The 24,330-nt window shown below is 70.7% G+C and carries 21 protein-coding genes; 13 read left to right on the top strand and 8 right to left on the bottom strand.

Annotated elements, in window-relative coordinates:
• The first annotated feature begins 1 nt into the window (after nucleotide 1).
• The 3 genes from ACFYUV_RS32980 (at nucleotide 2) to ACFYUV_RS32970 (ending at nucleotide 1,913) form a co-directional block, all read left to right on the top strand.
• Complete coding sequence (locus ACFYUV_RS32980) at nucleotides 2–973, top strand: helix-turn-helix transcriptional regulator (protein ID WP_387675333.1); 972 nt, start codon at nucleotides 2–4, stop codon at nucleotides 971–973.
• A gap of 79 nt (nucleotides 974–1,052) precedes the next feature.
• Nucleotides 1,053–1,661, top strand: coding sequence for a LysE family translocator (locus ACFYUV_RS32975; RefSeq protein WP_387675330.1), 609 nt, complete (start codon nucleotides 1,053–1,055; stop codon nucleotides 1,659–1,661).
• A 39-nt stretch (nucleotides 1,662–1,700) separates the two neighbouring features.
• Nucleotides 1,701–1,913 (top strand): hypothetical protein, encoded by a 213-nt coding sequence (locus tag ACFYUV_RS32970; protein WP_352328267.1) that lies wholly within the window; start codon nucleotides 1,701–1,703, stop codon nucleotides 1,911–1,913.
• Nucleotides 1,914–1,926: 13 nt separating this feature from the next.
• On the opposite strand, the gene ACFYUV_RS32965 is transcribed toward ACFYUV_RS32970, so the two are convergent.
• Together ACFYUV_RS32965 and ACFYUV_RS32960 are read right to left on the bottom strand one after the other, a co-directional pair.
• Nucleotides 1,927–2,352 carry an SRPBCC domain-containing protein gene (locus tag ACFYUV_RS32965; protein ID WP_387675327.1) on the bottom strand — a complete coding sequence of 142 codons (426 nt, stop codon included), beginning with the start codon at nucleotides 2,350–2,352 and terminating at the stop codon, nucleotides 1,927–1,929.
• Nucleotides 2,349–2,651: a metalloregulator ArsR/SmtB family transcription factor gene (locus tag ACFYUV_RS32960; protein ID WP_364390571.1), complete on the bottom strand. Its 303-nt coding sequence runs from the start codon at nucleotides 2,649–2,651 to the stop codon at nucleotides 2,349–2,351. Before ACFYUV_RS32960 ends, ACFYUV_RS32965 begins: the two co-directional genes overlap by 4 nt.
• Before the next feature lie 98 nt (nucleotides 2,652–2,749).
• Between ACFYUV_RS32960 and ACFYUV_RS32955 the strand changes: the two genes are divergently transcribed.
• Both ACFYUV_RS32955 and ACFYUV_RS32950 read left to right on the top strand, forming a co-directional pair.
• A complete protein-coding gene (locus ACFYUV_RS32955) occupies nucleotides 2,750–3,091 on the top strand; it encodes a VOC family protein (protein WP_358286640.1) in 342 nt (113 codons plus the stop codon).
• 36 nt (nucleotides 3,092–3,127) lie between these two features.
• A complete protein-coding gene (locus tag ACFYUV_RS32950) occupies nucleotides 3,128–3,706 on the top strand; it encodes a CGNR zinc finger domain-containing protein (RefSeq protein WP_387675323.1) in 579 nt (192 codons plus the stop codon).
• 40 nt (nucleotides 3,707–3,746) lie between these two features.
• Here ACFYUV_RS32950 and ACFYUV_RS32945 read toward each other — a convergent pair whose 3' ends face one another.
• Nucleotides 3,747–4,508, bottom strand: a complete 762-nt coding sequence (locus ACFYUV_RS32945; RefSeq protein WP_387675320.1) for an SDR family NAD(P)-dependent oxidoreductase — start codon at nucleotides 4,506–4,508, stop codon at nucleotides 3,747–3,749.
• Nucleotides 4,509–4,647: 139 nt separating this feature from the next.
• Here ACFYUV_RS32945 and ACFYUV_RS32940 point away from each other — a divergent pair, with 139 nt between their 5' ends.
• Nucleotides 4,648–6,945, top strand: coding sequence for a HelD family protein (locus ACFYUV_RS32940; RefSeq protein WP_387675316.1), 2,298 nt, complete (start codon nucleotides 4,648–4,650; stop codon nucleotides 6,943–6,945).
• A 72-nt stretch (nucleotides 6,946–7,017) separates the two neighbouring features.
• Here the strand turns inward: ACFYUV_RS32940 and ACFYUV_RS32935 are convergent, their stop codons facing one another.
• Entirely contained in the window at nucleotides 7,018–7,470 is a 453-nt protein-coding gene (locus tag ACFYUV_RS32935) for a MarR family winged helix-turn-helix transcriptional regulator (protein ID WP_387675313.1), read from the bottom strand.
• 97 nt (nucleotides 7,471–7,567) lie between these two features.
• On the opposite strand from ACFYUV_RS32935, the gene ACFYUV_RS32930 reads away from it, so the two are divergent.
• On the top strand, nucleotides 7,568–10,801 hold the full coding sequence (locus tag ACFYUV_RS32930) for an efflux RND transporter permease subunit (RefSeq protein ID WP_387675310.1): 3,234 nt from the start codon (nucleotides 7,568–7,570) through the stop codon (nucleotides 10,799–10,801).
• A 113-nt stretch (nucleotides 10,802–10,914) separates the two neighbouring features.
• Here the strand turns inward: ACFYUV_RS32930 and ACFYUV_RS32925 are convergent, their stop codons facing one another.
• Entirely contained in the window at nucleotides 10,915–11,292 is a 378-nt protein-coding gene (locus tag ACFYUV_RS32925; protein WP_387675307.1) for a hypothetical protein, read from the bottom strand.
• Nucleotides 11,293–11,742: 450 nt separating this feature from the next.
• Here ACFYUV_RS32925 and ACFYUV_RS32920 point away from each other — a divergent pair, with 450 nt between their 5' ends.
• Both ACFYUV_RS32920 and ACFYUV_RS32915 read left to right on the top strand, forming a co-directional pair.
• Complete coding sequence (locus ACFYUV_RS32920) at nucleotides 11,743–17,472, top strand: LamG-like jellyroll fold domain-containing protein (protein ID WP_387675304.1); 5,730 nt, start codon at nucleotides 11,743–11,745, stop codon at nucleotides 17,470–17,472.
• Nucleotides 17,473–17,797: 325 nt separating this feature from the next.
• On the top strand, nucleotides 17,798–18,136 hold the full coding sequence (locus ACFYUV_RS32915; RefSeq protein ID WP_387675301.1) for a hypothetical protein: 339 nt from the start codon (nucleotides 17,798–17,800) through the stop codon (nucleotides 18,134–18,136).
• A 132-nt stretch (nucleotides 18,137–18,268) separates the two neighbouring features.
• On the opposite strand, the gene ACFYUV_RS32910 is transcribed toward ACFYUV_RS32915, so the two are convergent.
• Nucleotides 18,269–18,463: a CsbD family protein gene (locus tag ACFYUV_RS32910; RefSeq protein ID WP_352350685.1), complete on the bottom strand. Its 195-nt coding sequence runs from the start codon at nucleotides 18,461–18,463 to the stop codon at nucleotides 18,269–18,271.
• A gap of 194 nt (nucleotides 18,464–18,657) precedes the next feature.
• On the opposite strand from ACFYUV_RS32910, the gene purB reads away from it, so the two are divergent.
• Together purB and ACFYUV_RS32900 are read left to right on the top strand one after the other, a co-directional pair.
• Nucleotides 18,658–20,088 carry an adenylosuccinate lyase gene (gene purB / locus ACFYUV_RS32905; protein ID WP_387675298.1) on the top strand — a complete coding sequence of 477 codons (1,431 nt, stop codon included), beginning with the start codon at nucleotides 18,658–18,660 and terminating at the stop codon, nucleotides 20,086–20,088.
• The gene (locus tag ACFYUV_RS32900) at nucleotides 20,085–20,873 is read left to right on the top strand and encodes a GNAT family N-acetyltransferase (protein WP_387675295.1); all 789 of its coding nucleotides are present in this window, start codon (nucleotides 20,085–20,087) and stop codon (nucleotides 20,871–20,873) included. Before purB ends, ACFYUV_RS32900 begins: the two co-directional genes overlap by 4 nt.
• A gap of 23 nt (nucleotides 20,874–20,896) precedes the next feature.
• Here the strand turns inward: ACFYUV_RS32900 and ACFYUV_RS32895 are convergent, their stop codons facing one another.
• Complete coding sequence (locus ACFYUV_RS32895) at nucleotides 20,897–21,493, bottom strand: dihydrofolate reductase family protein (RefSeq protein WP_387675292.1); 597 nt, start codon at nucleotides 21,491–21,493, stop codon at nucleotides 20,897–20,899.
• Nucleotides 21,494–21,595: 102 nt separating this feature from the next.
• Between ACFYUV_RS32895 and ACFYUV_RS32890 the strand changes: the two genes are divergently transcribed.
• A complete protein-coding gene (locus tag ACFYUV_RS32890) occupies nucleotides 21,596–22,636 on the top strand; it encodes a DUF4037 domain-containing protein (protein ID WP_387675289.1) in 1,041 nt (346 codons plus the stop codon).
• Nucleotides 22,637–22,705: 69 nt separating this feature from the next.
• Here ACFYUV_RS32890 and ACFYUV_RS32885 read toward each other — a convergent pair whose 3' ends face one another.
• Nucleotides 22,706–23,461 carry a MerR family transcriptional regulator gene (locus tag ACFYUV_RS32885; protein ID WP_387675287.1) on the bottom strand — a complete coding sequence of 252 codons (756 nt, stop codon included), beginning with the start codon at nucleotides 23,459–23,461 and terminating at the stop codon, nucleotides 22,706–22,708.
• A gap of 29 nt (nucleotides 23,462–23,490) precedes the next feature.
• Between ACFYUV_RS32885 and ACFYUV_RS32880 the strand changes: the two genes are divergently transcribed.
• Entirely contained in the window at nucleotides 23,491–24,294 is an 804-nt protein-coding gene (locus ACFYUV_RS32880) for a MerR family transcriptional regulator (RefSeq protein ID WP_387675284.1), read from the top strand.
• The last annotated feature ends 36 nt before the right edge of the window (nucleotides 24,295–24,330 follow it).

Here is a 24,330-nt window from a genome sequence, read left to right as displayed (position 1 = left end):
TATGCGTGCCAGCCGCCTGCTCTCCCTCCTCCTGCTGTTGCAGACGCGGGGCCGGATGACCGCGCCCGAGCTGGCCGCCGAGCTGGAGGTGTCGATCCGCACGGTCTACCGGGACGTCGAGGCCCTGTCGGCGGCCGGCGTCCCGGTCTACGCCGACCGCGGACCGGCGGGCGGCTACCAGCTCCTGGACGGCTACCGCACCCGCCTGACCGGGCTGACGGCCGAGGAGGCGTCCTCGCTGTTCCTGGCCGGGCTGCCGGGACCGGCCGCCGAGCTGGGGCTGGCCGACGTCGCGGCGACCGCGGAGCTGAAACTGCTGGCCGCGCTGCCGCCCGAGCCGCGCTCGCACGCCTCGCGCATGCGCGAGCGTTTCCTGCTGGACGTGCCCGGCTGGTACCGCTCGGCCGACGACGTGCCGCACCTGAGCGACGTGGCCGAGGCGGTGTGGGACCAGCGGCCGCTGCACATGACCTACCGCCGATGGGGGCAGCGGGAGGTCGACCGGGTGATCCACCCGTACGGGCTGGTGCTCAAGGGCGGCTCCTGGTACCTGGTCGCCGCCCCGCCCGAGGGCTCTCCGCGCACCTACCGGGTCTCGCGCATCCTCACCGTCGAGCAGCTCCCGGGCCGGTTCCGCAGGCCGGAGGGGTTCGAGCTGGCGGCGTTCTGGCGGGCGTACGCCAAGGAGTTCCGCGAGCGCATGTACACCGCTGAGGCCGTCATCAGGCTGGCGCCCGGCCGGGAGGACCTGCTGGCGTACACGATGGGGTCCGACGTGGTCGCCGCGGCGCTGGCCGCGGCGGGCGAGCCCGACCCCGAGGGCTGGCGCACGCTCACCGTGCCGGTCGAGTCGCTCACCCACGCGCGCTGGCTGCTGCTGCGCATGGGCGCCGACGTCGAGGTGCTGGAGCCGGCCGAGCTGCGGGCGCTGATGGCCGAGGCGGTGGCCGGCCTCGGCAAGCTGTACCTCTAGAGCAACTTGCCAGGATAAATCGCGAGAACCCAGGATAAATCGCGAGAAATAGGCCGCTTTCTCTGTCAGCATGCCCAGCATGTACCTTCTGGCTTTCGTCGGCGCGTGCTTCCTGGTGGCCATGGTCCCCGGCGTGAGCACCGCCGTCATCCTGCGTCAGACGCTCCGCTCCCGCGGCTCCGGCCTGGCCGCCGCGCTCGGCAACGAGACCGGTATCCTGCTGTGGGGGCTGGCCGCCGCGTTCGGGCTGTCGGCGCTGCTGGTGGCCTCGCAGGTCGCCTATGACATCATGCGCGTCACGGGCGCGGTCGTGCTGGTGGTGATGGGCGCGCAGGCGCTGTGGAACGCGCGCCGGGGCACCCCGCCGGTGGAGGCCGAGGCGGTGGCCGGGGTGCGCGGGTCCTACCTGTCGGGGCTCGGCACGTGCCTGGCCAATCCCAAGGCCGCGGTGTTCGCGATGTCCTTCCTGCCGCCGTTCGTGCCGGCCGGCCAGAACGTGCCGCTGACGCTGGTGACCCTCGCCGTCGTCTGGGTGCTGGTGGACACCGTCTGGTACGGCCTGCTCATCTGGACCGTCGCCAGAGCCAAGGACTTCCTCGGCCGCCCGGCCGTCAGGCGCCGCCTGGAGCAGATCTCCGGCGTCGTGCTCATCGGCCTCGGCGTCCGCCTGGTCCTGGACGCGCGATGACCCGCTGAGCGGCGGGAGATCGTGGACTACCGTTAGGGCATGACCAACGACCTGGCGTCCCTGATGAGGCAGGCGCAGGACGACGATCCGCTGCTGGCCCTGCACGCCACCACCGCGCTGCGGCGCGAGATCGAGCGCCTGGAGGCCGTCCAGGTGCGCCGGGCCAGGGTGGCGGGCCTGCCCTGGGCGCAGATCGCCGACGCGATCGGCGTCAGCAAGCAGGCCGTGCACAAGAAGTACGGCCGCCGCTGATCACGTCCGCGTATCACGCCCGCGTCCATCGGGCGGCGAACCAGCCCAGCACGATGTTCCAGGAGTAGCCGCGGCGGATGCGCCCGGCCACGTCCGGCGGCAGGGTGTCCAGGCCGCGGTGTTCGAGCAGCACCCGCGTGCCGTCCTCGACCGCGGTGAAGGCCACCTCGATCTCCATCCGGCCGCCGGGGTTGAGCAGGTCGGCCCAGACCAGGCGGCGGGGCGGCTCCCAGTGCACGATCCGGCCCAGGTCGGCGTGGCCGCCGTCGTCCCACAGCTCGCGCAGGTAGCCGTCCTGGAAGCGGATGGCCACCGCGCGGGCGGGGTCGACCCAGCTGTGGCGGCCGCGCACGTACCACTGGTCGATCTCGTCGGTGAACATCCGGAACGCGGTCGCCGGATCGACCGGCACGACGACCGCCGCCCGCACGGCGTTCACCGCCCGCGCTCCACGTGGTCCTTGAACGAGCCGAGCTGCTCGGCCCAGAACGCCTGCACCTGGTCCAGCCACGCCTGCAGCGCCGCGAACGGCTCCTGGCGCAGGGTGTAGAGCCGCAGCCGGGCGTCGTCGCCGCCCGCCTCCGCCCGCACCAGGCCGCCGGCCCGCAACACGCGCAGGTGCCTGCTGAGCGCGGGGGCGCTCATCCGCACCGCCTGGGCCAGCTCGCCGGCCGGGCGCGGGCCCTCGCGCAGCAGGTCGATCACCTTGCGCCGGGTGGGGTCGGCGAGGGCGGCCAGCGTGGCGTCCAGATTGTTAACGTCGTTGTTAATCTTTGCCTGCTTCCGTTATGGTGTTGATGCTTAACGATAACGGCAATTGTTGCGGGGAGACGTGCATGAGTGTCCAGCTGGGTTACTACACCCTGTCGGTCGAGGACCTGGAGCGCGCGGCGGCCTTCTACGGGCCGCTGTTCGGCTGGGAGTTCAGGCGCGAGCACGAGCGCTACCTGCACGTCACCAACACCGACGTGCCGATGGGCCTGCGCGCCGGCGGCCGGTCCGCGCAGCCCAACCTCTACTACCACGTCGAGGACATCGACGCCGCCGTCGAACGGGTGCGCGAGCTCGGCGGCACGACGGGCGAGGTGTACGAGAGCAAGTCCGGCCGCGGCTGCTCCTGCACCGACGACCAGGGCACCGAGATCAGCCTGTGGCAGCCCGCCCCCGGCTTCGAGTGACCCTCGCCGACCTCACTGTCTAGGTAGGCTTCGCCGGTGACGACAGACGTGTGGCGCATCACCGGCCAGTCCCAGATAGACAGTTATGTCGGTAGGTGGGTGGATCTGGCCGTGCTGCTGGTCAACGAACTGGCCGTCACCCAGGTGCGTGGTCGTCCCGCCGGGCCGCCGGCCGACCGGCGCGCCGCCCTCGACGCCGCCTTCGTCCAGCATGGATGGACCCCCAGCAGGGCGCTGACCGGCGCCGACGCCGACCGGCTGGCCGGGGTGGCCGAGGAGCTCCGGCCCGCTTTCACCGCGAGCCCCGCCGCGCCGGCCGTGCTGAACCGGGCCCTGCTGCGGCACGGCGCGGTGCCCAACCTGCACGGCGACCCGCCGGTCCTGGCCTTCCACGGGCCCGCCGCCGGCCTGGTGGACGCCTGGGCGGCCGACACGGCCACCGCGCTGGCCATGGTGATCGGCGTCGGCCAGGGGGTGCGGCTGCGCACGTGCGAGGCGGCGGCGTGCGAGCTGGTCTTCTTCGACGCCACCCGCAACGCCTCGCGCCGGTTCTGCGGCCTGTCGTGCCAGAACCGCGCCAAGGCCAGCGCCTACCGCGCCCGCCGGCGCATCTGATCTACAACGTAAAGGCGTGGGGCCGGGGCAACCGCAGCCGTCAGTGCACGGAGAAGCCGCCGTCGACGAAGAGCAGTTGCCCGGTGACGAACGCCGAGGCGTCCCCCGCCAGGAACACCGCCGCGCCCGCGAAGTCGGCGGGCACGCCGTTGCGGCCGGTCATGTGCCGGGCGGCCAGCTCCTCGACGCGGCCGGGGACGGCCTGGGCGGGCTCGGTCAGCGGGGTGAGCACGAATCCGGGGATGATCGTGTTGACGCAGACGCCGTGGGCCGACCACGCCTCGGCCTGCGAGCGGGTGAGACCGGCGACGGCGGCCTTGGCCGCGCCGTACACGCCGCTGTCGCCGAAGGCGCTGATGGACTGCTGGGAGCCGACGTTGATGATGCGGCCCCTGCCGCGGGCCGCCATGCGGGGGCCGAAGTGCTGGCCGAGCAGGTACGGGGCGGTCAGGTGCACGGCGATGGTCTGCTCGTAGTCGCCGGGGGTGAGCTCGGCCATGGGCTTGCGGATGTTGTTGCCGGCGGCGTTGACCAGGATGTCGATCTCTCCGGCGGCGGCGCACAGGCGGGCCAGGTCGTCCCGGTCGTGCAGGTCGGCGCTGACGGCGGAGGTGGTGACGCCGTGGGCGCGCAGCCGCTCGGCGGCCCGGTCGAGCTCGGCGGGCCTGCGGGCGGCGAGGACGACCTCGGCTCCGGCCCGGCCGATCGCCTCGGCCATGGCCAGGCCGATGCCGGAGCTGCCGCCGGTGACGAGCGCGCGGCGGCCGTGCAGGGAGAACAGGTCGTGTAGATAGTCCGACACGACCGCTCAAGCTAGCACCAGCCGCGGGAACGCGGACGGGCGGCGTCGGTTGCCGGAACGGCGAAGGAGGGCTAAGCTCGTGAGCTCGACAATACGAGAAGCGGCTCCACAGAGCTCCCGTAAAGGAGTATAGCAGGGAATGGCTAATCGTCAAGATGGTCTCGCGGAAGCCCTTGACAGCGAGCAGCGTACGGTCCGGTGGCTGTACGCCAGGCTCGACGCGGCCAGGGAGCGGGCGCAGGCGACGCTGCGCCAGGTGTACGCCGGCGGCGGCGCGCTGGGCACCCGGCAGGCGCGGTTCGAGCGCGAGGTGACCGCCTCCGAGCAGGCGCGGCGGCTGGCCCAGCTCAACGCGGTCGAGCGCGGCCTGTGCTTCGGCCGGATCGACGACTCCGGCGGCGTCAGCACGTACGTCGGCCGGATCGGGCTGCGCGACGAGGACCACGAGTCGGTGCTGATCGACTGGCGGGCCCCGGCCGCGCGCCCGTTCTACGTGGCCACCGCCACCGACCCGGGCGGCCTGGTGCGGCGCCGCCATCTGCACCTGAAGGACCGCACGGTGGTCGGCATCGACGACGAGGTGTTCGACCTGGACGGCATGTCCGACGGCGACCGGCGCACGCTGGTGGGCGAGGCGGCGCTGCTGGCGGCGTTGCGGCGCGGCCGTACCGGCCGGATGGGCGACGTGGTGGCCACGATCCAGATCGAGCAGGACCGGGTGATCAGAGCGGGCCTGCAGGGGGCGCTGGTGGTGCAGGGCGGGCCGGGCACCGGCAAGACCGTCGCGGCGCTGCACCGGGCCGCCTACCTGCTCTACACCCACCGCGACACGCTGGAGCGGCGCGGGGTGCTGGTGGTGGGTCCCAACCCGATGTTCCTGCGCTACATCGGGCAGGTGCTGCCGGCGCTGGGGGAGACGCAGGTGGTGATGGCCACGGTGGGCGAGCTGTTCCCGGGGGTGCGGGCGGTGGCGGCCGATCCGCCGGCGGCCGCGGTGGTCAAGGGCGACCTGCGGATGGCCGAGGTGGTGGCCGCGGCGGTGGCCGACCGGCAGCGGGTGCCCGCGGGCGATCTGGAGGTGGAGCTCGACGGGCTGCGGCTGCGTGTGCCGCACGCGGTGTGCGTGCGGCTGCGCGATCGGGCGCGGGCGGTGCGCCTGCCGCACAACATGGCCCGCAAGCTGTACGTCACCGAGCTGCTGAAGGAGCTGGCCAGGGCGGAGGCGCGGGCGCTGGAGGAGTCGCTGCACCTGGAGGAGCTGGCGGTCGACGACCCGGAGCTGGCCGAGCCGCTGGACCTGGAGGGCGACCTGGACGAGACGGACATCGCGCTGGCGGCCGAGCGGCTGTGGGGGGAGGAGCCGGTGCGGCGCGCGGTGGCCGAGCTGTGGCCGGAGCTGACGCCGCAGGAGCTGGTCGCCGATCTGCTGTCCGCGCCGGACACGTTGTGGTCGGTGTGCCCGCCGGGCCTGGACTGGACGCCGCTGGTGCGGCCCCGCGAGTCGCCGTGGACGGTCGGCGACGTGCCGCTGCTGGACGAGGCGGCCGAGCTGCTGGGCCACGACGACTCGGCCGACCGGGTGGCGGCGCGGCGGGCGGGGGAGGAGTGGGCCGAGCAGGAGTTGTACGCGCGCGAGGTGCTGGAGACCACCGGCCTGCTGGAGGAGGGCGTCTTCGACCGGGCCGACGTGCTGGCCGAGCGGCAGGCCGACGACGGCGCGGGGCTGACGACGGCCGAGCGGGCGGCGGCCGACCGCACGTGGGCGTACGGGCACGTGATCGTGGACGAGGCGCAGGAGTTGTCGCCGATGGCCTGGCGGACGGTGGTGCGGCGGGTCCCGGCGCGGTCGCTGACCGTGGTGGGCGACCTGGCCCAGACGGGGTCGGCGGCGGGGGCGCGCTCGTGGGCGCAGGTGCTCGATCCCTACCTGGAGGGGCGCTGGCGGGAGGAGCGGCTGCTGGTCAACTACCGCACGCCGGTGGAGATCATGCGGGTGGCGGCCGACGTGCTGGCGGCGGTGGCGCCGGGGCAGGAGCCGCCGGAGTCGGTGCGGGACGGCGGCGACGAGCCGCGCGCGGTGCGGGCGGCGGTGGCCGAGCTGCCGGCGCTGGTGGCGGCGGAGCGGGCCGAGCTGGGCGCGCGGGGCGAGGGCGGCCGGTTGGGGGTCATCACCCCCGACGGGCTGCACGCGCGGGTGGCGGCCCTGTTCCCGGGGTCGGCGGACCTGGACGCGCCGGTGGTGGTGCTGACGGTGACGCAGGCCAAGGGCCTGGAGTTCGACGGGGTGGTGGTGGTCGATCCGGCGGGGATCCTGGAGCAGTCGCCGATGGGCGGCCACGACCTGTACGTGGCGGTGACGCGGGCGACGCGGCGGCTGACGGTGGCCCATGAGGGCGAGCTGCCGTCGATGTTGTCCCGCTTGAGATCTACAATGTAAAGCCGCTGGGCTGGTGACGTTCACCCGTAATTCCCCGAAAAAGCGACAACGATCGGGAGCGCCTCCGGCGGGTCATTCGTTGTAGAGCTTGTCCGCGACTTCGCGGATGCGGCGGGTGGCGTGGTCGAGGGCGCGCAGGGTCTCGGTGTCGAGGTGGGACATGATGCGCTTGTAGTGTCTGAGTCCCGCGTCGTTGATCTCGGCGATCAGGGTGGCGCCGGCGGGGGTGAGCTCGACCCGGCGCACCCGGCGGTCGTTGGGGTCTTCGTGCCGGCTGACCAGGCCCTGGGCGACCAGGCGGTCGACGATGCCGGTGACGGTGGCGAGGCTGACGCCGAGGGTGTGGGCGAGGTCCTGGCCCGAGGCCGAGCCGTGCGTCGACAGCTGCATGACGACGCGGAGCTGCCGGATGGTGAGGTTGGAGCTGAACAGGGGGGACTGTTGCCGGGTGAACAGTCTTCCCAGGTCGCGCTGTGTCTCGGTGATCCGGCGGATCAGGTCTTCGCGGTCGTCGCTCACGCTCACCTCTCGCTTCCTGAGAAGGTTATCAGGAAAGCTGGATCAGGCTAAATATTCGTATAAGGCAAAGTGTTAGTCTGGGGCGAACTTTGGAGGGGAGCCTATGACCGCTTTCGCCCGGTTGAGTCTGGTCAACCGCAGTCTTGTGATCTTGGTGGCGGTCGTGATCACCGCGTTCGGCGCGTTCACGATTCCGCAGTTGAAGCAGCAGCTCCTGCCGTCGTTGGCGTTCCCGGGCGCGTTCGTCATCGCGCCCTTCCCCGGCGCCTCGCCGGAGATCGTCGAAGACCAGGTGACGAAGCCGATCGAGGACTCCTTCCAGGGGATCCCCGGCATGGAGCAGATGACCTCCACGTCGAAGGAGGGCATGGCCCAGATCCAGGTGGCCTTCGAGTACGGCACCGACATCGAGGCCTCGCTGAACAAGATGCAGCAGGCCGTCGCCAGGATCACGCTCCCGCAGGGCGTCGATCCGCAGGTGGTGGCGGGCAACACCGACGACATCCCGGTGCTGGTGCTGGCGGTGGGCGACGGCGGCGACGAGCGGGCGATGGCCGACAAGCTGCGCCGGATCATGGTGCCGGAGTTGCAGAGCGTGGAGGGGGTGCGCGAGGCGACGGTCACCGGCACTCGTGACGAGGTCGTCACGATCGAGCCGGACGTCAAGAAGATGGCGCTGGCCGGGGTGTCGGCGGCGCAGATCCCCGAGGTGCTCAAGGCGAACGGCACGCCGATCCCGGCCGGGTCGCTGACCGCCGACGGCAGGTCGCTGACCGTGCAGGTGGGGTCGCGGGTCGACTCGCTGGAGAAGCTGAAGAACCTGTACCTGACCCCCGCGCAGCCCGCCCAGCAGCAGGCCCAGTCCCCGGCCCAGACGCCGGGGCAGGCGCAGGGCCGTCCGCAGGCCGGGCAGCCGGCCCAGACGGGCCGGGCGGCGCTGCCGCAGCAGGTGGCGCGGCCCAAGCCGCTCAAGCCGGTCAAGCTCGGTGACGTGGCCGAGATCAGGCGCGGCCTGGCCGACGCCTCGACGATCACCCGTACCGACGGCAAGACCAGCCTTGGCGTGTCGGTGACGATGACGCCCGACGGCAACGCGGTGACGATCTCCCACGAGATCCGCGAGAAGCTGCCGGAGCTGACGCGGTCGCTGGGCGACTCCTCCGACACGCAGGTGTCGGTGGTGTTCGACCAGGCGCCGTACGTGGAGGAGTCGATCGAGAACCTGACCACCGAGGGCCTGCTGGGGCTGGCGTTCGCGGTGCTGGTCATCCTGGTGTTCCTGCTGTCGGTGCGTTCGACGCTGGTGACGGCGGTGTCGATCCCGCTGTCGGTGGTGATCGCGCTGCTGGCGCTGTGGGCGGGTGACTACTCGCTCAACATGCTGACGCTGGGCGCGCTGACGATCGCGGTGGGCCGGGTGGTCGACGACTCGATCGTGGTGCTGGAGAACATCAAGCGCCATCTGGGTTACGGCGAGGCCAAGCTGCAGGCGATCCTGACCGCGGTGCGGGAGGTGTCGGGGGCGGTGACGGCCTCGACGCTGACGACGGTGGCGGTGTTCGCGCCGATCGCGATCGTGGGCGGCATGGTCGGTGAGTTGTTCCGGCCGTTCGCGGTGACGGTGGCGGTGGCGTTGCTGGCCTCGCTGGTGGTGTCGCTGACGGTGGTGCCGGTGCTGGCGTACTGGTTCCTCAAGGCGCCGTCGTTGTCGCCGGAGCAGGCGCGGGCCCAGCGTGAGGAGGCCGAGGCCAAGGAGCTGCGCAGCCCGTTGCAGCGGGCGTACCTGCCGGTGCTGCGGTTCGCCACGCGGTTCAAGCTGGTGACCGTGCTGATCGGGGTGGCGGTGTTCGTCGGGACGATGGGCCTGGCGGGCGGTCTGCGGACGAACTTCCTGGACTCCTCCGGGCAGAACACGATCTCGCTGACGCAGAAAATGCCGGTGGGCACCGATCTGGCCACGACGGACAAGGCGGCCAAGAAGGTCGAGGGCGTGCTGTCGGGGCTGGACGGTGTGGAGACGTACCAGGTCAACGTGGGTGGCGGCAACGCCATGCAGGGCGGCGTGGGCGGTGGCGCGGACCGGGCGTCGTTCTCGGTGACCGTCAAGGACGGCGCCGAGCCGGCGACGGTGGAGCAGCAGCTCCGCGAGAAGATCACCGGTCTGTCCGGGGTCGGCGAGGTGACGGTCGGCGGCGCCGGCGGGGGCGGGTTCTCCTCCGACACGGTGAGCGTGATCGTGCAGGCGCCCGACGCCGAGTCGCTGCGCACGGCGACCGAGGCGGTCAAGGGTGCGATGGGCCAGGTGAAGGGTCTGCGTGACCTGTCGTCGAACCTGGAGGCCAGCGCGCCGCGCATCGAGGTCGCGGTGGACCGGGAGAAGGCGGCGGCCAAGGGGTTGTCGGAGGGGCAGGTCGGCCAGGCGGTGGCGCAGGCGTTCCGCGGCGCGCCGCTGGGTCAGATCACCCTGGACGGCCGCAGCAGCGACCTGGTGCTGCGCGGGGGCGATGCGCCCGAGGACGTCAAGGCGATCGAGGACCTGAAGCTGCCGACGGCGGCGGGGCTGGTGAAGTTGTCGTCGGTGGCCAAGGTGGAGCAGGTGGCCGGTCCGACGCAGGTGACCAGGATCGACGGTGAGCGTTCTGCGACGGTGTCGGGCAAGGTGGAGGCGTCTGATCTGGGCACGGTCACCCAGGAGCTGACGACGAAGATGAAGTCGGTGGCGCTGGGCGCCGGCGCCCGGCACGAGATCGGCGGCGCCTCGGCCGACCAGGCGGACGCGTTCTCCGACCTGGGCATGGCGATGCTGGCGGCGATCGCGATCGTGTTCATGATCATGGTGGCGACGTTCCGGAGCTTCGTCCAGCCGCTGATCCTGCTGGTGTCGATCCCGTTCGCGGCGACCGGCGCGGTGGGTCTGCTGGTGGCGACCGACACGGCGATGGGCGTGCCGGCGTTGATCGGCATGCTGATGCTGATCGGCATCGTGGTGACGAACGCGATCGTGCTGATCGACCTGATCAACCAGTACCGGGATCAGGGGCTGGGCGTGGTCGAGGCGGTGATCGAGGGCGGCAGGCGCAGGTTGCGGCCGATCCTGATGACGGCGGTGGCCACGATCTGCGCGCTGACGCCGATGGCGCTGGGGGTGACCGGTTCGGGCGGGTTCATCTCGCAGCCGCTGGCGATCGTGGTGATCGGCGGCCTGGTGTCCTCGACGCTTCTGACGCTGGTGCTGGTTCCGACGTTGTACACGGTGGTGGAGCGGGTGAAGGAGCGGATGGGGCGCAAGCCGTCCGCGCCCAAGCACGAGGCCAAGGTCCTCACGCCGACGTCGTGAGCGGAGCACCCCGGCGCCGACCTCATGCGGCGCCGGGGCCGGGTGGGGTCGTGGATGCCCGGTGCGAGGTTTCTCACCTCGTGCCGGGCATCCGGCCGTTCGGGGTCGGGCCGTCAGACGTCGGTGAAGGAGGCGCTCTGGTCGAACAGGGTGCGGAAGGGGTAGAGGCTCTCGAAGATGACCGCGCGGGTGGTGACCTGCGCGCCGCCGACTGCCCATTGCGAGGCGATGACGTAGTGGGCGTTGACGGCGATGTTGGCGCAGCCGGTGAGGTCGAGGTATCCCATCGGCTGGCCGGATGAGGTGGCGTGGCCTTCGCCTCGGCAGCCGTTGCCGGTCTGTCCCTTGGCGATGACGTACATGTCGGAGATCAGGTCGAGTCCGTTCTTGCTGGCGCAGAGCCGGATGGTCCAGCCGTTCTGCGACCTGTCGGCGCAGCCGCCGGCGGCGTGCGCGGGGGTCGTGGCGCCGGCCACGAGACAGGCGCTCATCAGGAGCGTGCTGAGTACTGCTGCCGCCCGGCGGAGGAGATTGCGGCGGTCGCGGTGTGTTCCGTCGGCATGGGGCATGCGCCGTTCCTTTCGTTGCGGGAATTCGGTGTTTCTGGCGCGGGGGCCAGGTGCTTCATATGTAATTTGTGTGGTCTGCGGGCGGCAACGTGTTCATTTGGTCCACAGCGGGCTGGGCTGTGGTGGTTATGGGGGACGCGGGCACCACAGTGCGCCGTGGCGGGCGGGTTTTGCAGGCGTGATCGCCTTGCCACTCCGCGTGTTGTGAGAATGGCAATTACCAGTAATTCGGCCAGGTATATCGTGCCGGAGAAGGCGGCCGTTACAGATTTTATGTTTACCTTATTGTGATCCCTGATCTTGTTGCCTGGCGATCTTGACCGTAGGTAAATCTTGTTTGCTAATCCGACTCGGCACAGATTGTGAGTGTTAGTGAACAAGTTAGTCAGCGCGGCAACGGTGAGCGGGAAGCCGCCCAGGCGCCTCGCCGTCGCCGCGACGCTCATGGTGGCGGCGTCGCTGCTGGTGGCCGGCGCCACGGTGGCGTCGGCCGATCCCGAACCGGCTCCGACCGCGACCCCCGCTCCTCCGTCGATGACGACCTTCCCCCAGCCGGAGGATCCGGACGCGCCGCTGCGGGCGGCGGTGGCCCAGGCGCGCAGGACCGGGCAGCCGGTGCCGGTGGAGGCGGCCTTCACCGAGTCCGCCCGCGTGTGGGCCTATCCCGACGGGCACCTGACCACCCACGCCTACGACGGGCCGGTGCAGCTCAAACAGGCCGATGGCGGCTGGGGCCGGATCGACACGAGCCTGGTGGAGCGGGACGGCGTGCTGAAGCCGAAGCTGGCCAAGGCCGACGTGAGCTTCTCGCTGGGGGGCGACGGCCCGTTCGCCTCGCTGGCACGTGAGGGGAAGCAGCGGGTCGCCCTGTCCTGGGGCGCGCCGCTGCCACGCCCGGAGATCACCGGCGACAAGGCCCGGTACGCCGATGCCGCCGGGCCCGGCGCCGATCTCGTGGCCACGGCCCTGCCCACCGGGTTCCGGCATGACGTCGTCCTGCGTGAGCGGCCCACGAAGCCGGTGGAGTTCCGGCTGCCGGTGGAGACCGACGGCTTGACGCTCTCGATGTCGAAGGGGGGCGGGCTGGCGCTGAAGAACAGCAAGGGCAAGACCGCCCTGTCGGCTCCGGCGCCCCGGATGTGGGACGCCGCCGCGGCCGACGCCGCCGACGGCCGGCCGGGCCGCGAGGCCAAGGTCAGGACGAGTGTGGAGACCAAGGACGGCCGGACCGTCCTGGTGCTGAAGCCGGACCCGGCCTGGCTGGCCGACCCGGCCACCCGGTACCCGGTGACCGTTGATCCCACCACCACTCTGGGCGTCACCCAAGAGGTGGGGATCATGTCGCCCAACTCCCAGATCGCGCCGGGCAGGGTGGGCCGCCAGAACTACCGGTACTGCACCGGGACGTGGCCCAACCAGACGTGCGCCGACAGGCCGGAGACGCTGCGGGCGCTGATGGCCTTCGACACCACGTCGATCGCCAACCGGAACGTGCTCAAGGCCACCATGCAGCTGACCCTGCGGGCCAACGCCAGCTCCTGCCTGGTCAACTACCAGTCGATCTTCGCGCACCGGATCACCGAAGCCTGGGTGGCCGACGACACGTTCTGGAGCAGGCAGCCCGCCACCACCCCCGACGGGCGCTCCTCGATCAATCCGTGCATCCAGCCGCAGACCGCCGGGGCGGTGTGGAGCTGGGATCTGACCGCGATGGCTCAGGCCTGGGCCGGCGGCACCCCCAACCACGGGCTGATGCTGCAACTGGGCACCGAGACCACCCCCGCCTCCAACGCCAGCGAGAACTTCGACTTCTGGCCTCAGGCCTACAACCAGAACGTGCCCAGGCTGAGCGTGGACTGGGTGCTGCCGCCGGAGATCCCGACCGTGGCCGCCGAGTCCATCGACTCCTTGAGCGGCAATGACGCCATCGCCCGCTCCACCGCGGTCAAGGTCACCTACAAGTCCAGCGTGCCCGAGGCCACCCCGCTCGACTACACCGTCAGCGTCAACGACTCCACCATGGCGCCGCCGCCCGCGCAGCTCCCCACCGGCGAGGCCGCCTACTGGAAGCTGGACGAGACGTCCGGAGCCGGCGCGGCCGACGCCTCCGGCCACAACCTGAACGCCACCCTGACCGGCAACTACAGCCGCGTCCCGGGGCAGGTGGGCCAGGCTCTCAAGCTGTCCGGCGGAACCGGCGCCACCGCCGGGCCGGTGCTCAACACCGATCAGAGCTACACGGTGACGGCCTGGGTCAAGTTGGAGGACAGCGCCGACGACCAGGTGGTCTTCTCCCAGCAGGGCGTCAACCAGCCCGCCTTCACCCTGGCCTACGCCCGCTCCACGGTTCCCGAGGTCGATCAGCGGTGGGTGCTCACCATGGTCACCCAGGACATCCCCGACCGGATCTACGAACAGTGGGCGGTCTCCAAGAACATCGCCCGGGTCGGCCGATGGAGCCATGTGGCCGTCCAGTACGACCAGACCGCTCACAAGATCCGCCTGTTCGTCGACGGCGAGCTGGCCGACGAACGCGATCACACCGCGAACTGGAACGCCCGCGGCGCCTTCCAGTTCGGCAAGGGGCAGATCGCCGGCAGTCACACGCCCTTCACCGGCGCGATCGACGACGTCCACGCCTACCAGCGGGTCCTGTCACCGTCAGACCTGCGCACGATGGTCACCGCTCCGGGCACCACGACGAACAACGGCGTGCCGGCCGGCCAGACGCCGGAGAGGATCTTCTCCCTGGACAATCCGGCCAGCTTCAAGTTCGTGGTCAAGGCGTGCCGGACCGGGGTGACGCCGCCGTCGTGCAACGAGAGCCCGGCCTACCGCATCACCTCCGACGCGGCCACGCTGCCCACCGACACCGAGACCGGCATGGCCGACCCTGTCCAGCCGATCCTGTCCGGCATGGTCAACCGCCCCTCCGGCGGGCCGGTGACCGCCAAGTACTACCTGTACGACAACGCCGGAACCCCGGTCGGATCGGCTCCGCTCGGGACCCGGAACGTCAGCGGCGGCGAACGCGCCTCCTTCCAGATCCCGGCCAACACGGTCCAGCCCGGCACCACCTACAAGTGGCAGATGGTGGCCTGCGCCGTCGGCCAGGGCGGCACCACGACGCCGAACCCCACACCGACACCGACACCGACCCCCACGCCGCCTCCCCAGGGACTCGTGGCGGCCTACGGCATGAACGAGGGCACCGGGACGAGCGTCGGCGACATCTCGGGCAGGAACAACGCCGGCTCCGCCCAGAACGCCACCTGGACCACCGGCAAGTTCGGCCAGGCGCTGTCCTTCAACGGCACGTCCAGCAAGGTGTTCGTCCCGCACAACGCCTCGCTCGTGCTGCCGCAGGGCATGACCATGTCCGCGTGGATCAACCCGACCAGCCTGAGCGGCTGGCGCAGCGTCGCCTTCAAGGACTACACGGGCGGCGTCGGCTACGGCCTGTACGCCTCCAACGGCACGGCCCCCAGCAGCTGGCTGCGTTCCGGCGGCGCCCACCAGCAGGTCGACGGCACGGCGGCGCTCCCCACCGGCACCTGGTCCCACCTGGCGGTCACCCACGACGGCACCACCGCCCGCCTGTACGTCAACGGGCAACAGGTCGCGCAGAAGGCCGTCGGCGCTCTGGAGGACTCCGGCGGCGCCCTGCAGATCGGCGCCAACACCAACTGGGGCGAGTACTTCGGCGGCGCGATCGACGAACTGCGCATCTACAACCGCGCACAGACCGCCGCCGAGATCCAGTCGGACATGCAGATCCCGATCGGCGCGCCCCCGACCCCGACGCCCACCCCCACCCCGACGACCACGCCGACCGACCCCACCACGCCGACCACCCCGATGCTCGAGGAGGTCTGCACCTCCAAGACCGCCCCGGTCTCCTTCACCACCCCGGGCACGCCCCCGCCGCCCCCGGTGGAGGATGTGCGGCACCTGACCCTGGGCAAGGACAACTTCGTCATCAAGTCGGCCAAGACCGACCCGGCCGCCTGCGACGGCCAGCCGTGCACGGTGACCGACTCGACCACGGCGCACATAGGGGGCGCCGGTACCGAGAAGACCGTAGCGGTCGTCAAAATCAAGCTCGACGAGCTCCCTCCGGGATCGATGGTGACGGAAGCCGTCCTCAAGCTCGGTGAACCCGTCTGCCCGGCGGGTACGTGTCCGGCCGACGCCATTGTCACGGCGACGCCGTTGCAGAGTTCGGTCACCGGCGAGACCAAGGGGTCAGATCTGGCCGCTGATGCCGATGCCGACGTCGCGCCGTACACGCTTCCACTGAGCGGTCCACAGAGTGACATCGCGAGCAGCGTCTACCAGTGGCTGATGCTGACCTCGAACAAGGATGAGGTGATCACGTTCGGGGACGTCGCGGCAGCCGAGCAGCCCTCGCTCACCCTCACCTATCTGCCGGCCGGGCCGCCCGGAAAGGTGCTCAACCTGGTGGCCTCCGGTGGCGACGCGAGCGCCGTCGCCAGTTGGGGCCTGCCTGAGAGCAACGGCAGCGTCGCCCTGCTGGACGGGTACGACGTCGAAGTGCTCGACAACGGTGGAGCCGTGGTCAAGACACTTGAGGCGAAGGAGCCCTACGCGGCTGTCTCCGGCCTGACGAACGGGCAGAATTACACCGTCCGAGTGCGCGCGAAGACAGCCTTCGGTACCAGCGGCTGGGAAGCCGCCACGGTTACCACCAAGGCCGTCCCGCCGCCTCCGGCACCAGGAAGCACGTGTGTCCTGGAGCCCTTCTCGGCGGCAGGCCAAGCCGCGGGCACGAAGACCGCCGCCGCGAGCTCTGGCGCGCAGGAATACGGCGACCGCATCAAGGCATACTTCCAGGCGCAGGATGTCGTCCTTGAACGAGAAGCCGCGACCGTCTGGGACGCCCCTGGTGTCACCCCCGAGGCGCCTGCCACGGCCAAGCTGTCGTTGCTCAACGATGAGCTCGATCACAATCTGAAAGACATGCAGCGGAGGGGCGTCACCCGCGACGGCTCCGCAGTCGAGTTGCTGAACCCGGTGATCCAGGCCATGCCCGATGGAACCGTCAAGGTCACCACGGAAGTGAAGCGAACCTGGACCGAACAGAAGAGTTCAACCGTGAGCGCGGGTCAGGCGCGTTCCGCCACAGGCGCGGCCGGTGTCGTCGAAGGCATCGAATCCACGCTCTCGATCTTCGTCTTCGACCGCTGCGGTGACCTGACCATCATCGACGTTCCTCTGCCGAACTACGAGGACACGAGCGACGGGCATGACCCATGCTCCGGCGTCGTCAATCCTGACGGCACGGTCGAGGAAGTGTGCGGCGTCTCCGAGGGGGGCGCAGGCGGGGCCGCTGCCGGCCCCGGAGGTTGCCGGGCCAATCCGTACGACATCTACTGCCAGCAGGTGGAGAGCCTGCGTATCAAGAACTGGTACGTACGGTCGTCGGTGTATTCCAAGTGGTCCAAGCCGGTGGACTGGGGCAGGAAGAAGGCTCACGAGTGGTGGGCCGTGGGTCCCTTCGAGAACATGTTCTTCGCCTACCCGAACTCTGGTAAGTACTGGAACACGAAGTTCGGTCTGGCGATGCAGAAGGCGCTGTTCGGCACCAAGAAGGAGAAGGGGATGGAGGTGATCGCCAAGGGGTGTTTCCTGCAGGAGTCCCTCAATCTCGGGAGTGACATCGCGACCGACGTCGCACCCAAGATCTTCAACAACTCGCCGGAATACAAGTTCAACATCTCCCTTCCCGTCGAGTATTCGATCGCGGGCGAATGTCACGAGACCAAGCTCACCAACAACCTCGAGAACGCCAAGACCACGGTCAAGCGCAGCGAGCCCGAGGTCACGGCTGAATGCAGCACGAGCCCTCTCATCGGGGTCTGCATGCTCACGCGGTTCGGGCACCACTTCCACGGCATCCTGAACGCCGAGTTCAAGCTGGCGGACATGAAGTACACCTTCATGGCCGAACACTCCATCGTGTGCCATACCGAACGCACGTTCGTCGTGGAAGTCGGATGGGTGTGGCACAAGGAGAACAAGGGAGTCGGATGTCGCCCCACGCGCGGCGCGTTGACCGCGCAGGCCGTCCCCGATAAGTAGCCGCTTGTCGTCGTGGAGGCGCTCGGAACACTTCGAGCGCCTCCACTTCCTTGAGACGGGAACGCCTCATGGACGAACGAGCAGTCCGACGAAGTAAAGGGCGCTTTTCCTGACGGCGCTGACTGCGTAATGGAAACGCGATTCGGGGTTTCGGGCGGAGAAATGCGTTCGAGGCCGGAAAATAAATTCCGGGCGGATGCCTTGACGGTTGCCGGTAATGGCGGGTCACGATGGAGGGGCCAGAGGAAGATGTCCTGTGGGAGGAAACGTGTTCAAGGAAGCATGCGCTGTGAGCGCCCTTGTCGCTGCCGCCCTCGCCCCTTCGATGGCCTCGCAGGCACTGGGGGAGAAAGTCCACGCCACCACCGCCACGCCCGCCACGTCGGCCGCGCTTGCCGACTGTGCCGCGGGCGGCGCCGCCGGTAACGCGCCCAAGTGCAAATACCTGGAGGAAGGCAACAAGCGGTGCTACTACTGCCGCGACAAGAAGGGCAGTGGGTACAAGAAGCAGTACTGCGAGCAGAAGACCAAGCAGCCGGAGCAGTCGACCGAGCGCGAGTGCAAGACCACCAAGGAGCCGATCACGGGGAGCCCGGACCGTACGTGCAAGACCTGCACGGACGCCAAGACCGGCAAGGTCCTGTCCCGGGAGTGCAACAGCTAGCCGACGCGGGGCCCGCGCTTCCGGCGACGGTCCGGCCGGCCCGGTAGCGGGGGCCGGCGACCGGGAAGCGGGGGAGGCGGTGCGGTGCGAGGTCGGGACGACCCCCCGCGCCGCCCCCCAAGGCCGCGGCGGTCACTTCTTGAAGGCGTCCTTGACCTTCTTGCCGGCGTCCTTGACCTTCTCGCCCGCCTGCTTCAGGCCGCCTTCGGTCTGGTCGGCGCGGCCTTCGGCCTGGAGGCTCTCGTTGTCGGTGGCGTCGCCGATGTTCTCCTTGGCGCGTCCCTTGAGCTCCTGGGCCTTGTTGCGGATCTTGTCGTCGGTGCTCATGTTCATGCCTTTCTGGTCGGGTCCTCGCGACTTCCTGTACTTACCGGCCAGGGCGGGCGGAAACATGGCCCGCGTCCGGCCGGGCGCGTGACGGCGCTGGTCAGCGCCCCTGCGTGAGGGCGGACGCGGCCGCCGGGAAGCCGGTGCGGGCTGGATGCGGTGCGGGTGACGGGGTGTGAATAGACTTGTCCAACGTGACTTCCAAGCCGCGCATCCCGAACGTCCTGGCCGCCCGCTACGCCTCACCCGGGCTGGCCCGCCTGTGGTCTCCCGAGTACAAGATCATCGCTGAGCGGCGGTTGTGGCTGGCGGTGCTGCGGGCGCAGGCCGAGCTCGGGGTGGCGGTGCCCGAGGGCGCGGTCGCCGACTACGAGAAGGTGGTCGAGCAGGTCGACCTGGACTCGATCGCGGCGCGCGAGCGCGTCACCCGCCACGACGTCAAGGCGCGCATCGAGGAGTTCAACGCGCTGGCCGGGCACGAGCAGGTGCACAAGGGCATGACCTCGCGCGACCTGACCGAGAACGTCGAGCAGCTGCAGATCCGCGACAGCCTGCTGCTGGTCCGCGACCGCGTCGTGGCGCTGCTGGCCCGCCTGGCCTCCCTGGCCGAGGAGCACACCGCCACCGTCATGGCCGGGCGGTCGCACAACGTGGCGGCGCAGGCGACGACGCTGGGCAAGCGGTTCGCCTCGGCCGCCGACGAGCTGCTGGCCGGCTACCACCGGCTGGAGGAGCTGATCGGCCGCTACCCGCTGCGCGGCGTCAAGGGCCCGGTCGGCACCTCCCAGGACATGCTCGACCTGCTGGGCGGCCGGCAGGACAGGCTGGCCGAGCTGGAGGAGAAGGTCACCGCCCACCTGGGGTTCTCCCGGCGGCTGACCAGCGTCGGGCAGGTCTACCCGCGGTCCCTGGACTTCGAGGTGGTCTCGGCGCTGGTGCAGCTGGCGGCCGCGCCGTCCTCGCTGGCCAAGACGATCCGGCTGATGGCCGGGCACGAGCTGGTCACCGAGGGGTTCAAGGAGGGGCAGGTCGGCTCCTCGGCGATGCCGCACAAGATGAACACCCGCTCCTGCGAACGCGTCAACGGCCTGACCGTGGTGCTGCGCGGCTACGCCTCGATGGTGGGCGAGCTGGCCGGCGACCAGTGGAACGAGGGCGACGTGTCCTGCTCGGTGGTGCGCCGGGTCGCGCTGCCGGACGCGTTCTTCGCCTTCGACGGGCTGGTGGAGACGATGCTGACGGTGCTGGAGGAGTTCGGCGCGTTCCCGGCGGTGATCTCGGCCGAGCTGGGCCGCTACCTGCCGTTCCTGGGCACGACGAAGATGCTGATGGCCGCCGTGCGCGCCGGCATGGGCCGCGAGCAGGCCCACGAGCTGATCAAGGAGCACGCGGTGGCGGCGGCGCTGGCGATGCGGTCGCGGGGCGCGTCCAACGAGCTGCTGGACCTGCTGGGCGGCGACGAGCGTTTCCCGCTGGACCGCGCCGAGCTGGAGGCGCTGCTGGCCGACCGGGTCTCCTTCACCGGCGCGGCCGCCGCGCAGGTGGCCGAGGTGGTGCGGCAGGTGGGGCAGGTCGTGGCCGAGCACCCGCAGGCCGCCGCGTACCGGCCGGGCGAGATCTTGTGATCCACCGGCTCGGCGACCCGGGCGCGCTGCGGGCCGCGTGCGGTGATGACGACCTGGTCGTGTGGACGGCCCAGGACCTGCGCGCCCAGGCCCGCGCCTGGGCGTCACGGCAGGCGGTGGTGGCCGCCGCTCCGGGCATCGCCCGGCACGACCGGCTGGCGGTGTGGGGCGACCCGGACGACGCGGCCGAGCTGGTCCGGCACGCGCTGGCCGAGCTGGGGCCCACCTACCGGCCGCTGGGCGAGCGGGAGCTGATGCGGCGGGTCGCGGCGAGGCTGGAGGGCGTGCGGGAGAGCGGCGCGTTCTCCTGGATGAGCCTGCAGGGGCCGCCGGCCGGCGCTCGCGCCGGCCAGGCAGACGCGTCGCCCCTGCACGCCGCACCACTGGCCGCCGGCCCGCCGCCGGTGGTCGGCTGGCTGGACGGCGACGCCGAGCAGGAGATCGCGGCGCTGCTGGCCGGGGACGCGCCCTCGTCGTACGCGGTGCCGGGCGCGGCCGGGGTGCGGCGCTGGGCGGGTGTGCGGGTGGGGCGCGAGCTGGCGGCGGTGGCGGCCGACGCGTGGTCGGCGCCGTCGGTGGGTTTGCTGGCCGGGGTCGCCACGGCCGCCCGCTTCCGCGGGCGGGGGCTGGCCGAGCGGGTGTGCGGCTGGATGTCGTCCCAGCTCGTGGCCACGCACGGCCGCGCGGCGCTGATGGTGGACGACGTCAACGCCGCGGCGATCAAGGTGTACGAGCGGATCGGCTACCGCCGGCGCCTGGTGCTGGCCTGCCACGTCGCCGGCTGAACCCCCCGCTCGAAGGCGGCGGGTCAGGTGATGGCGCGGTAGGTCAGGTGGGTGGCCAGGGGGGAGAAGTGCGTCTCGACCGGCTCCCACTGGCGGGGGCGCACCTGGGCGAACAGGCGGGTGCCCGCGCCGAGCAGCAGCGGCGCCAGGTGCAGGCGCAGTTCGTCGAGCAGCCCTTCGTCGGTGGCCTGGCCGATCAGGTCGGCGCCGCCCATGAAGACGATGTCGCCGTCCCCGGCCACGGTGCGGGCGTGCTCGACGGCCGCGGCGGGGCCGTCGGTGACGAAGGTGAACAGTTCGGGCCGGCGTACCGCTGAGGGCGGGACGTGGGTGACGACGAACACGGGCGTGGCCCGCGCCTGCTCGCGGGCCACGCCGTAGCCGAGCGGGTCGCCCCACCCGTAGGGGCCGTCGACCACGTCGAAGGTGCGCCGTCCCATGATGACGGCGCCGGTGGCGCGGACCGCGCCGCCCAGGACGCGCGCGTCGACGTCGGTGGGCCGGCGGGCCCAGGCGTGCAGCAGTTCGCCGCCGGTGCCGAGGCCGTGTTCGAGGCCGGGGTCGGGGCCGGTGACGTAGCCGTCCAGCGATACGGAGATGTCGGCGACGACCTTGCTCAACGGGTCCCTCCCCCTGGCGTGTCCGGTCGGTCACCACGCTGCCATCGGCGCTGGGAAAACCGGGTGAGGTTCGGGCGGTGCTCGTGCAGAGTTGACGGCGTGATGTCCAACTTTGTGCCTGGTATTGAGCTTTCTCGTGCCTTCTACGGCGAAGTCGTCGCGCCGCTGCTTCCCGGGGTGCGGCACAGCGCCGCGCTGATCGGCCCGGGGTCTGAGGTGCTCGCGTTCGACACGGCCCGCTCGGCCGACCACGACTGGGGGCCGCGGGTCCTGCTGTTCGTGCCCGCCGGTCAGGTGGAGCCGGTACGGGAGCGGGTGACGGCGGGGCTGCCCGACCGGTTCGGGGGTTTTGACACCGTGTTCGAGTACCACGGGGTGCGGCAGCCGGGGGTCGTGGTCGCCGAGCTGGGGGAGTGGCTGGTCGGGCGGCTCGGGTTCGATCCGCGTGCGGGCGTGTCCCTGCTGGACTGGTTGTCCGTGCCGTGGCAGACGCTGGCCGAGGTGACGGGCGGTGAGGTCTTCTGCGACGGGTTGCCGGGTGTGGGGCTGGAGGCGGCCCGGCAGGCGTTGCGCTGGTATCCGCAGGACGTGTGGCGGTACGTGCTGGCCTGCCAATGGCAGCGCATCGGCCAGGAGGAGCCGTTCCCGGGGCGGTGCGCGGAGGTGGGGGACGAGCTGGGGTCGGCCGTGGTGGGGGCGCGGCTGGCGCGGGAGGTGATGCGGCTGGCGTTGCTGCTGCGGCGCCGCTACCCGCCGTACACCAAGTGGCTGGGCAGCGCGCTGACCCGGCTGCCGGGCTCGGCCGAGCTGGGCGAGGCGCTGGGGGCGGCGATGGCGGCGCGGTCGTGGCGCGAGCGGGAGGAGGGCCTGACGGCGGCGTACGGACGGCTGGCGGCGCTGCAGAACCGCATGGCGCTGACCGAGCGGCTGGAGGAGGGGGTGCGGGGGTTCCACGACCGGCCGTTCCGGGTGATCGGCGGGGAGCGGTTCGCGCGGGCGCTGATGGCGTCGGTGACGGATCCGCTGGTCAGGGGGCTGCCGGTGGCGGGGTGCGTGGACCAGTTGTCGGACACGGTGGAGCTGTTGACCTCGCCCCGCCGGGCGCGCGCGCTGACGGCGGCCGCGCTGGACCTCCCGGCTTAGAAATCTACATTGTAAAGGTGCTGGGTCTGGACAAGATCCATTCTGCTCGATCAAAACCCAGCAGCCAGGTCAGAGGCGGCGGGCGTTGGCGTGGATGGCCTGGCGGTAGTACGCGGCCAGGCCGGGGGCGCGGTCGTCGTAGGTGGCGGTGAACCGGGGGTCGGTGGCGTACAGGTCGCCGAGGCCGCGGTGGAGTTCGGGCGTGCAGTCGTAGAACCAGCGGGTGATGTGGGCGCGGTGGCGTTCTGCGATGTCCATGACCTGGGGGTGGTCGGGGGCGAGCCCGCGGGCGTGGGCGGCGCGCATGTCGTCGTCGATGGCGGTGGCTTCGGCGGTGAGCTGGAGCCAGTCGGTCTTGGTGTAGGCGGCGGCGCGGCGGTGGCTTTCGGTGGAGGCGTCGGTGTGGCCCCAGCGGCGTTGGACTTCGGCGTGGTGGTCTTCGGGGGTGAAGTGGCCGAAGACGTCGAAGCGTTCTTCGGGGGTGAGGGGGAGGTGGTGGGTGTGGGCTTGGATGGCGCGTTCGACGTTGGTGATGACCTGGTGGAGGCGTTGGGCTTTGCGGGTGAGGAGTTGGTGTTGGCGGTGGAGGTGGGTGAGGTGGTCGGTGTGGGGGTGGTCGAGGATGTCGGTGATCTGTTCGAGGGGGAAGCCGAGTTCGCGGTAGAGGAGGATTTGCTGGAGGCGGAGGAGGTCGTCGTCGGTGTAGCGGCGGTAGCCGGCGGTGGTGCGTTGGCTGGGGGTGAGGAGGGCGATTTCGTCGTAGTGGTGGAGGGTTCGTACGGTGATGCCGGCCAGTTTGGCGACTTGGCCGATGGACAGGGTCATGGGTCTGACGTTACGTGAGGGTGGGTGTGGTGGTGGATGAGGAGTTGCTGCCGATTGGGCAGTTTGCGCGGCTTGGCCGGTTGAGTGTGAAGCAGTTGCGGCATTACGACGAGTTGGGGTTGTTGCGTCCGGCGTATGTGGATGAGGTGACGGGTTACCGGTATTACCGGGCCGATCAGGCGCGGGAGGCGTTGTCGATCGGGTTGTTGCGGTCGTTGGATGTGCCGTTGGCGGTGGTGGGGCGGGTGTTGTCGGGGGAGGTGGGGGCTTTGGAGTCGGTTCGGGTGTCGTTGGAGGTGGAGTTGGCGCGTCGGCGGCGGACGCTGGCGTCGTTGGAGCGGGTGCTGGCTGTGGGGTTGCCGGCGGCTGAGGTGGATGTGGTGCGGCAGGGCGGGGAGCGGGCGGCGTTCGTGGGTGAGCGGGCGGCGGGGTTGGAGGATGTGGGGCGGGCTACGTCCGCGGCGGTGGCGCGGTTGGTGGCGGGGGTGCCGGAGGGGTTCGGGCCGGTGCGGTTGGTGGGGTTGTTTCCGGTTGATGTGGGTGAGGTGGTGGACGTCCGGGTGGCGTTGTTGCTGGACGAGGAGAGGGAGGTCGGTCAGGGTTTCGAGGTGGGGGTGTTGCCGGGCGGGGTGTTCGCGCGGGCGACTCATGTGGGGCCTTATGACCAGATCGCGTTGACGGTGCATGCTGTGCTGGCGTGGTGTGCTGAGCGGCGGCTGGTGGTGAGGGGTGCGGTGCGGGAGGTGTATGTGTCGGATCCGGGGTGTACGCCTCCTGGGGAGTTGGTGACGGACGTGCTGGTTCCGGTGGTGGGTGATTTGTCGGTTTCGTGATGAGGTCACGGGCGGCCGGTGACGAGGTCTCTGGTT

This window comes from Nonomuraea sp. NPDC003560 (assembly GCF_042878785.1).
Taxonomy (GTDB): domain Bacteria; phylum Actinomycetota; class Actinomycetes; order Streptosporangiales; family Streptosporangiaceae; genus Nonomuraea.
Note: the sequence above shows the minus strand (reverse complement) of the source record. Positions and strands in the feature narration are given on the sequence as shown.